Source organism: Salmonella sp. SAL00653 (genome assembly GCF_046552515.1).
Lineage (GTDB): Bacteria > Pseudomonadota > Gammaproteobacteria > Enterobacterales > Enterobacteriaceae > Salmonella > Salmonella enterica.
Window position 1 is genome coordinate 1 of the sequence record NZ_JBGDTY010000005.1, and the last position, 15,631, is coordinate 15,631.

At 53.5% G+C, this 15,631-nt stretch carries 21 protein-coding genes; all 21 read left to right on the top strand.

Annotated features, from left to right (window positions below):
• The coding region (locus ACLJRU_RS07745) for a lysozyme (RefSeq protein ID WP_269042260.1) at positions 1–221 on the top strand (221 nt) is incomplete at its 5' end.
• A 17-nt stretch (positions 222–238) separates the two neighbouring features.
• Positions 239–688 (top strand): lysis protein, encoded by a 450-nt coding sequence (locus tag ACLJRU_RS07750; protein ID WP_001540671.1) that lies wholly within the window; start codon positions 239–241, stop codon positions 686–688.
• Between the two features lie 217 nt (positions 689–905).
• On the top strand, positions 906–1,430 hold the full coding sequence (locus ACLJRU_RS07755) for a Rha family transcriptional regulator (RefSeq protein WP_001064345.1): 525 nt from the start codon (positions 906–908) through the stop codon (positions 1,428–1,430).
• A 62-nt stretch (positions 1,431–1,492) separates the two neighbouring features.
• A complete protein-coding gene (locus tag ACLJRU_RS07760) occupies positions 1,493–2,122 on the top strand; it encodes a hypothetical protein (protein WP_023235155.1) in 630 nt (209 codons plus the stop codon).
• A 2-nt stretch (positions 2,123–2,124) separates the two neighbouring features.
• Positions 2,125–3,747 carry a hypothetical protein gene (locus tag ACLJRU_RS07765; RefSeq protein WP_001130808.1) on the top strand — a complete coding sequence of 541 codons (1,623 nt, stop codon included), beginning with the start codon at positions 2,125–2,127 and terminating at the stop codon, positions 3,745–3,747.
• Positions 3,747–5,216 (top strand): DUF1073 domain-containing protein, encoded by a 1,470-nt coding sequence (locus ACLJRU_RS07770; protein WP_000113509.1) that lies wholly within the window; start codon positions 3,747–3,749, stop codon positions 5,214–5,216. Before ACLJRU_RS07765 ends, ACLJRU_RS07770 begins: the two co-directional genes overlap by 1 nt.
• 13 nt (positions 5,217–5,229) lie before the next feature.
• Positions 5,230–5,838: a phage head morphogenesis protein gene (locus ACLJRU_RS07775; RefSeq protein ID WP_001540665.1), complete on the top strand. Its 609-nt coding sequence runs from the start codon at positions 5,230–5,232 to the stop codon at positions 5,836–5,838.
• A gap of 14 nt (positions 5,839–5,852) precedes the next feature.
• Positions 5,853–7,085, top strand: coding sequence for a DUF2213 domain-containing protein (locus ACLJRU_RS07780; RefSeq protein WP_001540664.1), 1,233 nt, complete (start codon positions 5,853–5,855; stop codon positions 7,083–7,085).
• Between the two features lie 4 nt (positions 7,086–7,089).
• Positions 7,090–7,587 carry a hypothetical protein gene (locus ACLJRU_RS07785; protein ID WP_011264354.1) on the top strand — a complete coding sequence of 166 codons (498 nt, stop codon included), beginning with the start codon at positions 7,090–7,092 and terminating at the stop codon, positions 7,585–7,587.
• Positions 7,588–7,598: 11 nt separating this feature from the next.
• Complete coding sequence (locus ACLJRU_RS07790; RefSeq protein ID WP_001540662.1) at positions 7,599–8,540, top strand: DUF2184 domain-containing protein; 942 nt, start codon at positions 7,599–7,601, stop codon at positions 8,538–8,540.
• Positions 8,541–8,581: 41 nt separating this feature from the next.
• Entirely contained in the window at positions 8,582–8,950 is a 369-nt protein-coding gene (locus ACLJRU_RS07795; RefSeq protein ID WP_001040692.1) for an STY1053 family phage-associated protein, read from the top strand.
• Entirely contained in the window at positions 8,916–9,323 is a 408-nt protein-coding gene (locus ACLJRU_RS07800) for a DUF4054 domain-containing protein (protein WP_001125676.1), read from the top strand. Before ACLJRU_RS07795 ends, ACLJRU_RS07800 begins: the two co-directional genes overlap by 35 nt.
• Positions 9,320–9,874 carry a hypothetical protein gene (locus ACLJRU_RS07805; protein WP_000008736.1) on the top strand — a complete coding sequence of 185 codons (555 nt, stop codon included), beginning with the start codon at positions 9,320–9,322 and terminating at the stop codon, positions 9,872–9,874. Before ACLJRU_RS07800 ends, ACLJRU_RS07805 begins: the two co-directional genes overlap by 4 nt.
• Positions 9,861–10,250, top strand: coding sequence for a hypothetical protein (locus tag ACLJRU_RS07810; protein WP_001540659.1), 390 nt, complete (start codon positions 9,861–9,863; stop codon positions 10,248–10,250). Before ACLJRU_RS07805 ends, ACLJRU_RS07810 begins: the two co-directional genes overlap by 14 nt.
• Positions 10,225–10,788, top strand: coding sequence for a hypothetical protein (locus ACLJRU_RS07815; RefSeq protein WP_000389380.1), 564 nt, complete (start codon positions 10,225–10,227; stop codon positions 10,786–10,788). Before ACLJRU_RS07810 ends, ACLJRU_RS07815 begins: the two co-directional genes overlap by 26 nt.
• A 3-nt stretch (positions 10,789–10,791) precedes the next feature.
• Positions 10,792–11,937 carry a DUF3383 family protein gene (locus ACLJRU_RS07820; protein WP_001540658.1) on the top strand — a complete coding sequence of 382 codons (1,146 nt, stop codon included), beginning with the start codon at positions 10,792–10,794 and terminating at the stop codon, positions 11,935–11,937.
• A 12-nt stretch (positions 11,938–11,949) separates the two neighbouring features.
• Positions 11,950–12,393: a DUF3277 family protein gene (locus tag ACLJRU_RS07825; protein ID WP_000535993.1), complete on the top strand. Its 444-nt coding sequence runs from the start codon at positions 11,950–11,952 to the stop codon at positions 12,391–12,393.
• Between the two features lie 3 nt (positions 12,394–12,396).
• Entirely contained in the window at positions 12,397–12,849 is a 453-nt protein-coding gene (locus ACLJRU_RS07830; RefSeq protein ID WP_001540657.1) for a phage tail assembly chaperone, read from the top strand.
• Positions 12,850–12,953: 104 nt separating this feature from the next.
• On the top strand, positions 12,954–13,037 hold the full coding sequence (locus ACLJRU_RS07835) for a DUF6889 family protein (protein WP_374215427.1): 84 nt from the start codon (positions 12,954–12,956) through the stop codon (positions 13,035–13,037).
• Positions 13,027–14,979: a hypothetical protein gene (locus ACLJRU_RS07840; protein ID WP_001540656.1), complete on the top strand. Its 1,953-nt coding sequence runs from the start codon at positions 13,027–13,029 to the stop codon at positions 14,977–14,979. The genes ACLJRU_RS07835 and ACLJRU_RS07840 overlap by 11 nt, the downstream gene beginning before the upstream one ends.
• Complete coding sequence (locus ACLJRU_RS07845; protein ID WP_000346977.1) at positions 14,979–15,629, top strand: phage baseplate protein; 651 nt, start codon at positions 14,979–14,981, stop codon at positions 15,627–15,629. Before ACLJRU_RS07840 ends, ACLJRU_RS07845 begins: the two co-directional genes overlap by 1 nt.
• Positions 15,630–15,631 lie beyond the last annotated feature (2 nt).

The following is a 15,631-nucleotide window of genomic DNA, read 5'->3' on the forward strand; positions in this document are numbered from 1 at the left end:
TTAAGGTCAAGTTGACGCAAGGCCAGTTTGATGCGCTGGTGTCGTTCGCGTACAACCTCGGCGCCCGGACATTATCCTCATCAACTCTGCTGCGGAAGCTAAACGCTGGTGATTACGCTGGCGCCGCTGATGAGTTCCTGCGCTGGAATAAGGCTGGTGGCAAAGTACTGAACGGGCTTACCCGTCGGCGTGAGGCGGAGCGTGCTCTGTTCCTGTCATGATGTTCAACTGGAAAACGATGTTTGTTGGCCTGTTGCTCGTCTCGCTAATTGTTGCCGGTCGGCTGGCAAATCACTACCGCAATAACGCTATCACTTACAAGTACCAGCGTGATACTGCTACTCACAACCTGAAGCTGGCGAACGAGACAATTACCGACATGACGAAGCGCCAGCGTGACGTTGCCGCCCTCGATGCAAAATACACAAAGGAATTAGCTGATGCGAAATCTGAGAATGATGCTCTTCGGCGCAAGCTTGATAATGGTGGTCGGGTGCTCGTCAAAGGAAAATGCCCTGTGCCATCCTCAGCCGAAACCTCCAGCGCCTCCGGCATGGGCAATGATGCCACCGTCAAACTCTCTCCAGTTGCTGGACGAAACGTTCTCGGTATCCGGGACGGAATCATCAGTGACCAAACAGCACTGAGAACGCTTCAGGAGTACATCAGGACGCAATGCCTGAAATAATTTCCATCACATAGAAATTTGACAAGTGACTTTCATGAAAATGCCTCGCGATGCGGGGCGTTTTTGTATCGGTATTTCACCGCGCACCGCAGCGCACAATAACCACCGAACCAGACCCTTTGGAATGAGCCGTTGAGGATGTCAGTTAGTGCTGGCGAGCCTCGGTGGGCTGACTTCCTGTGCGGCAACGGTTCATTTCAAAGAGTAGGTACACGCTATGAATAATCCGTCAGTTATTCCGGCCTTCGACTTCCGCGAAATGGTGCAAGCCAAAAACGGAGAGGTCGTAACAACGTCCAGAAAAGTTGCTGAATACTTTGGCAAGAGACATGGGGACGTTCTCAGGAAAATAGAACAGGTGAAAGCTGATTGCTCCAACGAATTTAGCCAACGCAATTTTGCGTCGGCTGATTATATCGATGAGCAAGGTAAGCTTCGCCCAATGTATAGCCTTACTAAAGATGGCTGGATCATGGTTGTGATGGGCTTTACTGGTAAAGCGGCTGCGGCCATCAAAGAAAGCTACATTTCTGCATTCAACTGGATGTCTGATCAACTTAGCCGTCGACTGGCTATGGGCGAAGAAATGCAGCACCGCTACGCCATCAAAGAAACTCGGTCAAAGCTGAAAGGCACGATCGGTAGCAGGCTGATGAATGAACGGAAGAAGGAAAAGCGCGTTCTGGCTCTTGAGCACGAACACATCATGCAAGTGACGCAGCCTGAACTCCTGATGGGCTGATTAATACATTACAGAAGCTCTTCACCGAGGGGCTTCGATAATGTCAATTTGAGGAAACAGATATGGCAAAACCGGACTGGGAGGCCATCGAGACGGCATACCGGGCCGGAGTGATGTCACTCTGTGAAATTGCGTCACATCATGGTATTAGTGAAGGTGCTATCCGCAAGCGCGCAAAGCGTGATGACTGGTCCCGTGATCTTAACGCCAGGATTCAGCAAAAGGCTGACGATCTGGTACGCAAACAGGAAGTACGCAAAACGGTACGCACCAAAACTGAACTTACAGAACGTGTACTGATAGAAGCCACAGCGGAGGTAATAGCCTCGGTACGCATGGAGCACCGGGGCGATATCCGCCGGGCCCGGGAACTCACAAACACGCTTTTTGATGAACTTGGTGCGCAGTGTGCTGATGTGGGGGCGCTGGAGCAGCTGGGTGACATCATGTTCGCTCCTGACGATAAAGGCCGTGACCGGCTCAACGAAACTTATCAAAAAGTCATCAGTCTGCCTTCCCGTGTGAAATCTCTGAAAGACCTGAGCGACAGCCTGAAAACGTTGATCGGCCTGGAGAGAGAAGCATGGAGTATAGGTACTGCCAGTGAACCAGAAAAAACGCCTCTACCAGGAAAAAATACTGATCTGACAACTGATCAGGCAGCGGAGCTATACAAAAAAATGATGGGTTAATTATGCCGTTACCATTCTCCTTCGATTTCAAACATCCAGATTACCAGATGGTGTTTGAATGGCGGATGGAACGCTTACAGCGCATTCGCCAGCATCCTGAGATGCTGCCCGCGTTGAAGCAGTTTTATCGTACTAACCCGGCTCAGTTCATCATCGACTGGGGCATGACGACGGACCCGCGTAATATCGATTATGGCCTGCCGGTTACCATCCCTTTTCTGCTATTCCCGAAACAGGAAGAGTGGATTCACTGGATTATGGAACGCTGGGGCAAGCGGGAGAATGGTATCACCGAAAAATCCCGTGAAATGGGGCTGAGCTGGACGGCGATCGGGATGGCCTGTTCGCTTTGCCTGTTTAACAAAGAGATGGTCATCGGCTTCGGTTCCCGTAAAGAGGAATATGTCGACAGTACTGGTGACCCTAAGGCACTGTTCTGGAAGGCGCGCAAGTTTGTAGAGACGTTGCCCGTCGAGTTTCGTGGGTCGTGGAATGAGAAGAAGCATGCACCGTACATGCGTGTTGAATTTCCTGAGACAGGCGCGGTCATCAAGGGCGAGGCTGGTGACAATATTGGACGTGGTGACCGAACCACACTCTATCTGGTGGATGAGGCTGCATTTCTGCAACGCCCGCTACTGATTGATGCGGCGTTATCGCAAACCACCCGTTGCCGTATTGACCTGAGTTCGGTCAACGGCATGGCGAACCCTTTTGCGCAGAAACGACACGGTGGAAAGATACCGGTATTCACATTCCACTGGCGCAGCGACCCCCGTAAGGATGATGAGTGGTATCGCAGGGAATGCGAGAAAATCGACAATCCGGTGGTAGTGGCGCAGGAGCTTGACCTGAACTACAGCGCATCAGCGGAAGGTGTCCTGATCCCCTCAGACTGGGTACAGGCTGCTGTTGATGCACATATCAGGCTGGGCATCCAGCCAACTGGCAAACGACTGGGGGCGATGGACGTCGCCGACGAAGGTCGGGACAAAAACGCCTTTTCAACCCGTCACGGTTTCCTTCTGGAGAATGTGCGGGAATGGTCCGGCGTGGGCAGCGACATTTACCAGTCTGTTGAGAAGGTCTTCGGCTTTTGTGAACAGGATAATCTCGAAGAGTTTCGCTTCGACGAGGACGGTCTGGGGGCTGGCGTTCGCGGCGATGCGCGTGCCATTAACGAATTACGCAAAGCCGCCCGCAGGCCGCCAATACTTGCCACACCGTTTCGTGGTAGCGGCGCGGTATTCGATCCTGATGACGAAGCCGTACGGGGCGACAATGGGCAGGCTGCACGCCTGAACAAGGATTTCTTCGCCAACGCCAAGGCACAGAGCTGGTGGTACTTACGCAAGCTCTTCCGGAATACCTACCGCGCCGTTGTTGAAGGTATGGCCTACAACCCGGACGAAATTATCTCCATCAGCAGCACGATGGAGAGCAAAGACAAACTCATCATCGAGCTTTCGCAGCCAACCTACTCCATTAACGGCGTGGGGAAAATCGTTGTGGATAAACAGCCTGACGGTACCAGGTCGCCGAACCTCGCCGACTCGGTGATGATCAGCTACGCGCCAATGAATTCAGCCCTCAATATCTGGGAGCTGCTAGGGAGACAGGCCTGATGGCACGAAACAAACAAGCCTCGCGACGAACGGTGCAGGCCACGGCCGACGGCTACGAGAACTTTGTCGCCCGCGTGGGGATGCAGACGCCTAACCAGCACTCCGCATCGACCTACCGGGCGAACTTCACCAGCCGCAACCGTATGCTGGTGGAATGGTCCTATCGCTCATCCTGGCTCATCGGTGAAGCGGTAGATGCTATCCCCGACGACATGACCCGCAAAGGCATTCGTATCACTTCTGAGATTGACGCAAAAGACCGTGGCACTCTCGAAGCGCAGCTGGATCAGTTGCAAATCTGGGATGCGCTGAACGACGTACTGAAATGGTCTCGTCTCTACGGCGGCGCGGTGGGCTTCATCATGATAGAAGGTCAGGCGCCCATGACCCCGCTACGGCTCGAAACCATTGGTGAAGGCAAGTTTAAGGGGATTCTTCCGCTTGACCGCTGGATGATTAACCCGGTACTGACCCGCCGCATTAAAGAAATGGGGCCGAATCTCGGCAAGCCTGAGCTTTATGATGTGGTGACCACCGCAACGGGCATCCCCGCCTGGCGTATTCACCATAGCCGCCTGATTCGCTTCGATGGGGTGACGCTGCCATTCCAGCAGAAGATGACCGAGAACGAATGGGGAATGTCGGTTGTAGAGCGGATCTGGGATCGGCTTACTGCGTTCGACAGCGCCACTGTCGGTGCGGCGCAGCTGGTCTACAAAGCGCATCTGCGGACCTACAAAGTGGAAAAACTCCGTGAGCTTATTGCACTGGGCGGCCCGGCATTCGAGGCGTTGCTGAAAAACATTGATCTGATCCGCCAGTTTCAGAGCAATGAAGGCATGACGCTAATGGATGCCAAGGATACCTTCGAAACCCACCAGTACAGTTTCAGCGGTCTGGATGACATTCTTTCGCAGTTCGCCGAGCAGATTAGCGGTGCTGTTGGCATTCCATTGGTGCGCCTCTTCGGGCAGTCCCCTAAAGGTTTCTCAACGGGTGACGCAGACCTTGCCAACTATTATGACCGGGTCAGTTCATTGCAGGAGCGTCGCTTACGCCTGCCAGTGCGCCGGGTGCTGGACATTATGCATCGTTCGGAGCTCGGTAAGCCGCTGCCGGACGATTTCACGTTTGAGTTTAACCCGCTATGGCAGATGTCAGATGTGGACCGCTCAACGGTGGCTGTGAATACCACCACGGCGATTGTCAATGCGCTGGATGCAGGGCTGATGACAACCAAAGCCGCTATGACCGACCTGCGTGAGAACTCCGATGTTACTGGCATCGGGGCATCCATTACCGACGAGGATATCGAGAATGCCGAAGACGAAGCGCCACCAGGCATCGGCGAACTTGTCGACAAACCGCCAGAGCCGACAGGCGGAGATCCGATATCGAACGAGCCTACGGCAGATAGCGCGGGCGGTCGGGGATATCGTAAATGGGCACTACGATGGTTCAAACGATAGCGTCACCGAAATCATGGAGGCCCTGGAGCGCTACAGCGAAATTATAACGCCGTGGGCGACGAAGGTTGCTGAGAACTTTACCGCTGACATTGTGCGCAAGAATGATGAGCAGTGGCGGAAACACAGCAAAACCATCAGTCGTGAACTACGCAATCTGGTGAGCAATGCCCCGCCAGGGCAGGTGATGAAATCCATCGTTGCCGAACAGGTTAAGTACATTAAATCGCTACCCCTCGAGGCTGCTGACAGGGTATACGACATCCAGAATCGGGCGATTGAAGCTGTTGTGACCGGTGGGAGAGCGGAGCATTTTGCTAAAGAAATTGCAGCATCGGGTGATATAGCAAAGTCCAGGGCTGACCTTATCGCCCGTACCGAACTTGGACGTGCAACCGGCGCGCTCGATCAGGCGCGAGCGCTGTCAATCGGCTCGAATGGTTATATCTGGCGTACAGCCGAAGATGGCGACGTCCGGCATTCTCATCGGGAGATGGAAGGGAAGTTTGTCGAATGGGGACGACCCCCAACGCTTGACGGCATGACCGGTCACGCTGGCGAGCTCCCGAACTGCCGCTGTTATAAAGAAATCGTCTTCCCCAACCATCATTCTTATCTCGCCTGAATCGCAGGTAAAACATGAAATATTTTTTCAATACCCGGCTGGGGGAAACCCGCTATCAGCTGGCTGACGGCTCGCTGCTGTGTAGAGACGTGCCGATAGGTCGAACGGGTAAGCAGCTTTACGGCGCTGCTGATCTGCCAAACCTCAAGCCTGACAAGTTCGGTGAGATAGTCGTAACGCGCTCTCCTGAGCAGGTATTCCATCCGGCCACGCTTGCCTCCTTCGAAGGGATGAGCATCACGATCCTGCATCCGGAGGATGAAAACGGGAACGTCCGGCTGGTCAATCCCGAGAACTGGAAAGAGCTTGCGGTCGGTCATTTTCAGAATGTCCGGCGCGGGACTGGTGAGCAGTCTGATTTGATGCTGGCTGACCTTATCGTCAAAGACGAAAGCGCCATTCAGCTTATCGAAGATGGTCTGCGCGAAGTGTCGTGTGGCTATGACGCGGAATATGAACAGGCTGAGCCGGGTAAGGCTGAGCAGGTCGATATTACCGGAAACCATGTGGCTCTTGTCCCCAAAGGCAGAGCCGGAAATCGTTGTACAATTGGAGACAGAGACACAATGGCAAATCAAAAGAAAAGCTGGTGGACCCGCATGCGCACGGCCATCAAAACAGGTGACTCGGACACCATGAACGAACTGCTGGACTCAGCGCCAGCGGCTGTAACGGGGGATGAAGGTGATCTGCCGGGCGGCGTCAATCTCAACATTAACCTTTCACCACAACAACCATTGCCGGACAAAAAGCCTGAGATGGGCGGAGATGTGACCGGCGACGGCGAGGACGATATCAAAACCCTGCTCAAGGCCCTGCTGGCTAAGCTGGAAGGAACGGCAACAGGCGATAATGCTGACACCCCTGATGATAAAGATAAGAAAGACCCGACCGGCGACGGCGAGGACAACGAAGAGGAAACCACGATTACTGGTGATTCTGCCTATCGCGCTGAAGTCATTATCCCGGGTATCGATCTGAGCCGTAAGGTGAAACCGACCGCATTTAAACGTGATGTGCTGGCGGCCGCAGACAAAACACTGGTTCGCCAGGTTGTCGGTGACGCTGATATCCGCAAATTACCTAAACAATCGGTTGATATGGCGTTTAACGCCGTATCTGAGATTGCCAAAGGGAGAAACACCCGCAGCACCACGGGCGATGCACAACGTCCAGGCATGGGCATGACCAGCATCGCTTCCCTGAACAAACAAAACGCCGACTTCTGGTCTAACCGCAAAGGATAATCCAATGACTGCATATCTGTACCGGATGCCTGTTGGCATTGCCAGGGCTATCTCTCGCCCGCAGGACTTAACCGTCGAACCGGTGATCCTTAAATCCGATAACGCCTTCGCAGCGTATGGTCTGGCTGGCAAATACGACGCTGACGGCTTTTTCGTGCCGCTGGCGGAGGGTGACACCGTCGACAAGGTGAAGGGTATCTACGTTCGTCCGTATCCGACCACATCGCAGCCAGACATGGTTCGCCAGGTGGGTACTGATAAGAATTTCCCGGGCGACGCCATGAAGCGTGGGTACATGACGGTAAACGTGGGTGCTGATGCTTCGTCCGTTAAAAAAGGGGGCGTGGTGTACATCGTGGTATCAGCCGATGCTTCCATCCCGGTTCCGCTTGGTGGGATCACGGCGGCAGAGGTGACAGGCAAAACAGCCGCGTTACCTGATGCTTTTTTTACGGGGGCCGGTGACGCTAACGGCAACGCAGAAATCTCCTGGAAGATTTAAGGAACAGACGAATGATTACTTTTGATCAGGCAACCGTTGATAGCTCCGGTGCCTTTCTCATCGGGGAGCTGGAGCGACTCGACCAGGGGCTGAATCTGCCACTGGTGGGTTATACCTGGACACGTGATATCCAGTTGCGCGAAGACGTCTCTATCGCAGATGACATTTCCAGCTGGACGAATACCAGTTTTGGCGTGGCGGGTTCTGGCGCTAATCCGAATGGTAAAAACTGGGTAGGCAAAGATTCAACTGCCATTGCTGGCGTTAATGTTGATATCAGTAAAGACGGCAATCCGCTGAACCTTTGGGGGATGGAGCTGGGATGGACTGTTGTTGAGCTGGCTGCGGCACAGCAGGTAGGCCGTCCGATCGACACTCAGAAGTACGACGGGATGCAGCTTAAATGGCAGATGGATAACGACGAACAGGTTTACGTCGGAGACGAAGCGCTTGGTTTGAAAGGTCTGACGAATCTCGTTGGTGTGATGCTGAACAACGCGACGAAGACCTGGGCTAACTCCACCAACGATGAGATCCTCGACAGCGTAAACAGCATTCTGTCGAATTCATGGGCAGCATCCGGTTATTCCGTCGTGCCTTCTGATCTGCGCATTCCGCCAGAGCAGTATTCATTGCTGGCGAGCCGTAAGGTTTCCGAAGCGGGTAACCAGTCACTGCTGACCTATCTGGCTGTGAACACTATCGCTTTCCACCAGAACGGCGTTCCGCTGGAAATCAAAGCGGTCAAATGGCTGAAAGGGCGCAGGGTTGGCGGTAAAGACCGTATGGTCGCCTACACCAACGATAAGAAATACGTCCGCTATCCACTGGTTCCGCTGCAAAGCGTTCCTGTTCAGTATCGTGGTCTGTACCAGATTGCGACCTACTACGGCAAGCTCGGTGCGGTTGAGCCAGTGTACAAAGAAACCCTGTCCTACGTGGACGGTATCTGATAACCAGAACGGCCCCGAAAGGGGCCAGAAGGAAACTGAAAATGGCGAAAGAAAAGCTGGTTACCATCCATGTTCACACCCCGTTTACGCTGACGCTCGGAGATCTCTCAAAACAGGAGTTTGGGCGGGGACGGCATAACGTACCAGAAGAGGTCGCGTCGCACTGGTTTACCCGGGCGCACGCTGAGCTTTCCGAAAGCGGATCGAATGAAACTGATGACCAGCAACCCGTTATTGACAGCCTTCAGGCGCAGATTGCCGATAAAGATAAACTGATTGCCGATCTGAAAGATGCTCTGCTCAAGCTGCAGGAGCAGAACGACAGCCTGCAGGCGCAGATTACTTCCGCCCGGACTGGCGGTAATGGGGTGAAAGATGCCAAAGAATCAAAGCCTGCCAACAGTAAGTGATTTTCGCCGCGACTTCCCGCAGTTTGCTGACCCTGCCAGATATCCCGAAGCACAAATCCAGTTTCGTCTGAATCTGGCCGATGTGCTGCTGAGCGAAAACGCCACCGGCAAAAAGTTGTTTCCGTACTTTGCCGAGTTGTTCGTTGCGCACTATATGACGCTCTGGGCGGCAGATAGCCGGGCGATGCTGGTTGGCGGTCCGGGCGGTTCAACCAATGGTGTTCAGTCCTCTAAGTCCGTTGACAAGGTAAGCGTCAGCTATGACACCAGCGCGACGCTAAACCCTGACGCAGGCTTCTGGAATAACACCCGGTATGGCGCTGAATTTTATCAGCTGATCACGATGTTCGGTGCGGGGGGACGCCAGCTATGAGTTTCAAAAGCGGTGTAACAACGAGGGTTGATAACGCTCAGGCAATACTGGATGCGCTAAAGTCGCTAACCAAAAAGGATGTGCTGGTCGGTATCCCTGCGGAAGACAGCGATCGGGATGATGTGCCGTTCGGTAATGCCGGGATTGGGTATATCAACGAATACGGTTCACCTGCACAAAACATCCCACCACGTCCGCATCTTGTACCCGGCGTTAAATCAGTTGAAGACCAGACGATGCCGCAGCTCAAAGCAGCGGCGCAGGCTGCGCTTGATGGTAATGCGGCGGGAGCGGAAAGAGCACTCAACCGCGCGGGTACAGTGGCTGCAAGAGGGGTGAAAAATCACATCAAAGCTGCCAATTTTACTCCGCTTGCAGATAGCACCGTTGAAGCGCGTGCGCGCCGTGGGCGTAAAGGTGCGAAAGCGGAACTTGCGCGGCGTGCTGCTGGTGAATCTCCGGGCACCACTTTGGCTAAGCCTCTTTACGATACTGGCAAATATCTCGCCTCAATAACCCATGTAGTGAGGGATAAAGATGCCGACTCTTGATGTAACCGATGTTCTTTTCGACCCGGATTTTTGTGACTTCAACCTTTGGGTAACGCGTCGGGTACAGACAGTGGACGAAGACGGGATTGGTAGCGACAGCGAAGTTAAAACGCAGTTTGCCGGGGTTGTTACCGTTGACCGTTCACTGGAAAACCGCCGCATGCAGTCCGGGCAGGTTATCAGTGGAGCAATCCTTATCGTGACGATTGAGCGACTCACGCAGGGGCAGACTGGCCGTGATGCCGATATCGTGACGTATCAGAACCGTGATTACCGTGTGACATTCTTCGACCCGTACACCGCATATGGCGCCGGCTTTGTACAGGCGCATTGCGAGCTGCTGCCGTTCGATGGAGGATTTCCCGTTGAGCAATAATTCCAGTACGGAGCCGGGATGGCTTACACCTGTCAGCGGCGATCCGGATTATGACGAGGCGCTCGACAGGCTGTTAAGCCAGTGGGTACGCAACGTTTCCGGTTTGCCGACTGGAATGGTTCGCCCCCGATGGCAGAAAGATCAGCCGCCACTGCTGCCAGTTGAAACGAACTGGTGCGCGTTTGGCGTTACCGGATTGCCCATAGATAACAGTCCCGCATTCACTAACCAGACTGAAGAGGGCGCTCAGCTCTGGCGACATGAAACCTTTGAGTGCATGGCGTCATTTTATGGCCCGGCGGGCATGACGTTTGCGTCACGTTTTCGCGATGGTATTTCTGTTGCGCAAAACAACGCCGAACTGAACTCACTTGGCCTGTCCATGGGGGACTACACCGGTCTGACCCCTTTCCCAGAACTTATCAACCAGCAGTGGGTTCGCCGTTACGACATTACTGTGCGCCTTCGTCGCAAGGTGGTGCGCGACTACGGCATTAAATCGCTGGTGGATGCACCAGTTTCATTTTTCGGAGACTAAATTATGCCGCAGGGATTACCTGTATCAAACGTCGTTAATGTCGACGTGATCATTGGGCCGCGCGCGGCTACTGGTCGAAATTTTGGTTCGCTGCTTATTCTCGGGACATCCACGGTCATTCCGGTGAAAGAGCGCCTTCGCCTCTACTCCTCAAAGGAGGACATCGGATCTGATTTCGGCGTGGACAGCCCCGAATATGAAGCAGCAACAGTCTATTTCTCCCAGTCACCACGACCTAAAGAGGTGTATGTAGGTCGCTGGGCTAAAACACTGGCAACGGGTGAGGCGGGTGCTGCTGAAAATCTGATGGATGCGGTTAACGCCGTAATGGGCTACACCAACTGGTATGGTCTCGGTATTGCAGACAAAGAGGATATTGCAGATGACGACTGGCTGAAAGTTGCTGCAGCCGTAGAAGCTTCGGGCGTCAGCCGCATTCTGGCAATTACCACCAGCGATCCCGCCACCGTTGACGCCACTTCAACCGGGGATCTGGCCTACAAGCTGAAGGCGGCAAAATACAGGCGCACGTTCGTACAGTATCCCTCCAGCAGCAAGTACGCTGCGCTGTCTGCATTTGGCCGCGCGTTTACGGTGAATTTCAACGGCAGCAATACCACCATTATCCTGAAATTTAAACAGGAGCCGGGGATCACTTACGAAACTCTGACGACTGATCAGGCGGCGGCGCTGGATGCCAAAAAATGCAACGTGTTTGTGTATTACCAGAACGATACGGCAATCCTGCAGCAGGGCGTCATGTCCAGCGGAGATTTCTTCGACGAACGCCACGGGCTCGACTGGCTGCAGAACTACGTACAGACCAACCTATATAACCTGCTCTACACCAGCACAACCAAAGTACCGCAGACCGATGCGGGTGTGACGCGTCTACTGTCCAATGTTGAGCAGTCTATGGATCAGTCCGTGACGAACGGGCTGGTGGCTGCTGGCGTATGGAACGGTGGCCCGATTGGGCAGCTGGATTCCGGCGATACGCTGACCAAAGGCTATTACGTCTACGCGCAGCCGATTTCCGAGCAGGCGCAGACAGACCGCGAAGCCCGTAAGGCACCGGTTATTCAGGTTGCCTGTAAGCTGGCTGGCGCAGTGCATTTCGCTGACGTACAGATCAACGTCGTTCGCTAAGGGGAAATAAATATGGGTTCAACTTACAGTTTTATGGACGTCACGGCGTCCCTCTCCGGCCCGACTGGCGAGATTGACCTGGGCTACGGTTCCGCCAGTTCAGAGGAGGGGATCACCGTTGCAATGGGCGGCCCCAAAAACACCATGACCATCGGTGCTGACGGCGAAGTGATGCACAGCCTGCACGCGGATAAAAGCGGTACGGTAACTGTCAATCTGCTGAAGACCTCGCCGACAAACAAAAAACTGTCACTGGCGTATAACGCACAGAGTCAGTCCTCAGGTACCTGGGGAAACAACGTCATTGTGATCCGAAATAAGGTGAGCGGAGACATCATCACGGCGCGCAGTGTGGCGTTCCAGAAACAGCCGGATAACGCCAACGCTAAAGCCGGTAATACGATGCCCTGGGTATTTGACTGCGGCAAAATCGACCAGATCCTCGGAGAGTTTTAACAGATGGAATGTTCAGTCAAAGGCCACGATTACCGAGTGGCAAAACTCAGCGTTTTTGATCAGCTGAAAGTGACCCGCAAACTGCTGCCGGTGCTGGCGGGCATGATGTCAGATTTCGGGAGCATTCGCTCCCTTCTGCCTGCAGATGGCAAAATCGACAGCGCTAAGTTTGATGCGCTTAAGCCGGTGTTTGAAACCCTGCTGCCGCGTATCGCTGAGGAACTGTCTTCCCTGACCGAAGAAGATACCAACGCGATTATTCATCCTTGCCTGGCTGTGGTATCACGCAAACATATGGGGGGATGGGCCCCGGTGTTTAACAGCGGTCAGTTGATGTTTGACGATATCGACCTGCTGACCATGCTGCAGCTGGTGGCGCGGGTGGTCGCCGATTCTCTGGGAAATTTTTTGCAAGGACTCCCTACCAACGGGACGCCCACCCCGCCAGCGGAATAACCTTCAACAGCCTGCCGGGCGGTGAAGATTTTATTCTTCGCCCGGTTCTCGCCTTCCATATTGACCAGAAAGACCTTAACAGCGGCGCGGTAGATCTCTGCCGCATCGCGCTTCTCAATGACTACCTCGACATGCGCGAGGATAACGATGCTCGGGTAGATAAATGGAGAGAGGCTAATGAACGCTGAGACTATTAAAGATTTTCTCGTCTCCCTTGGATTTGGCATTGATGAAGCCGGATACGAGAAATTTGAATCTGTTCTTGCTGGCGTCACCGCAAATGCCATAAAAACAGGGCTGGCGGTGGAAGGTGCGGCGCTGTCCGTTGTTGCGTTTACGGCGAAAATTGCCTCCGGTCTGGATAATCTCTACTGGGCATCTCAACGCACCGGCGCGACGGTTCAGGGGATTCAGTCGATTGGCTACGCAGTTTCGCAGGTGGGCGGTAGTGTGGACGCGGCGCGGACTTCGCTGGAAAGCCTCTCCCGGTTTGTGCGTAATAATCCCGGCGCGGAAGGCTTTCTGAACCGCCTGGGCGTACAGACCCGGGACGCCAGCGGGAATATGCGCGATATGGCCGCCATTTTTACGGGCGTCGGCCAGAAGCTCAGCAGCATGCCGTATTACCGGGCTAACCAGTATGCGCAGATGCTGGGCATTGATGAAAATACCCTTATGGCGATGCGGCGCGGGATCGGGCAATTTAGCGCTCAGTATTCTGAAATGACAAAGGCGATTGGCTTCAATGCGGATCAGGCCGCTGTGTCGTCAAATCGGTTTATGACTTCACTGAAAGCATTCGGTGAAATGGCCGGAATGGCCCGAGACAAAATCGGTTCCAACCTTGCTGAAGGAATGGCTGGTTCGATTGATAATCTTCGCAAACGCATACTCGAAAATTTCCCCAAAATTGAAAGCACTATCACAAAGATTGTGAAGGGGATTCTTTGGCTGGGGGATATCGTCGGTCGCGTGGCGTTTCGAATTGTTGAAGGTGTAGGGGATATTATCGACTGGTGGGGAAAACTGGATAAAGAAACGAAAACCCTGATAGAGGTTATCGGTGGTCTGGTTGTCGCCATGCGGATACTTAACTCTACTTTCTGGATGTCACCTGTAGGGCTGATTACTGGTCTGATCGTGGCGTTCGGTCTCTTGTGGGAAGACTACAAAACATGGAAAGAAGGCGGTAACAGTCTTATTGACTGGGAAAAATGGCAGCCAGCGATAGACAAAGCTAAAGATGCGATGGTCTGGCTCCGTGATCACCTGCTCGAACTTAAGGACTCTATTGGCGGCTGGAAAACGTCACTGGAACTGCTGGCGACCTTTATCGCCGGTGCGTGGATTAGCAAGGTAACGGGCGCATTTGCCAGACTGGCAGGTATACCGATGCCGCCGTGGTTAAAAGGCTGGATGGCCTACGCGGCTTACCTGTATGACGATCGGGAGAATATCGTCGCCAGTGCGCAATCGTCTATCGATTATGCCAAACAAAACATTGGCGATGGAATGCGTGCACTGGGGATTGATACCGATTTTGGCCGCAATCCCCACACCGTCAAAGGCGCTAATATTCAGCCGGATATTCTTGGCGCAGAACCTGTACAGCATGCACAATCTGCGAAGCGCACTTCAGCCGACAGGAACAACAATCCGGGTAACATTCGCCCGGTGGGCGGTAACGGCTTCCGGTTCTTCGAGTCCGCCCTTCAGGGCTGGGAGGCGATGAAAAACCAGCTTATGCGCTACTTTACAGGGAAAACAACCGGGCGGGCATTACAGACCATTCAGGATATTGTCAGTACCTGGGCGCCGGCTGGTGACAACAACGACCCGAAAATGTATGCGCAGGATGTTGCAAAATGGATGGGCGTTTTACCGAACACTGTGTTGAACCTCGCCAACCCGGAAACTATGGCCGCGCTGATGCAGTCGATGGCGCGCAAAGAAGGGTATTCAAACTGGAACAGCCCGCTGGCGTATCAGGCCGCTGGTGGTAGCCTTAACCAGCAGACTGTTATAAATGTCCACGGCGTGAACAATCCTCAGGAAGCGGCTAATCTGATCGCTGACAAGCAGGGTGCTGTCAATGCCAGGGCGGTACAGCAATTGAAAGGACCTGCGTAATGGATTTTTTATCTGTTTTGCTGCAGCAGCGAACCCGCTCGATAGGAATAATTATTCCTGATGTGGTTATTACCGAAAAGCATACTGACACTCTGGAAATTACGGAACATCCGGTTGAACAACCCACGAATGCTGGTGCCAGTGGTGAGGGCGCTGGTTACATATCAGAACACGCATTCAGGCGACCTTCAGAAGTTGTGATGGAAACCGGATTTTCCGGAGGCGGATCGCTGCTTGATTTTGCTGATACTTCCGCTATTGGTCTTTCACTGGGGCTGAGCCCGAAAGAACTGTATCAGGAGCTGCTTAACCAGCAGCGGGATCGTATTCCTTTCGATGTGACAACCGGCAAGCGTATTTACAACAATATGTTGATAAAAACGCTGGAGGTGACGACTGACAAGAGCAGTGAGAATGTGCTTCTGGCGACCCTTACCCTCAGGGAGGTGATTATTACCTCCACGCAGTCAATCAGGGTTGCCTCGAAAAACAATATGACCGAGGGAGTAGGGACGTCTGCTGTACAGAATACAGGTACCAAAACAACGGTACCGCCGAATAATTCCATTCTGAAATCGCTGCCACAGATGGCGCAAAAAGGTGTCACCACTGTCGATGGGTATCTGAGCAATTTATTTCTGGGAAGGTGATG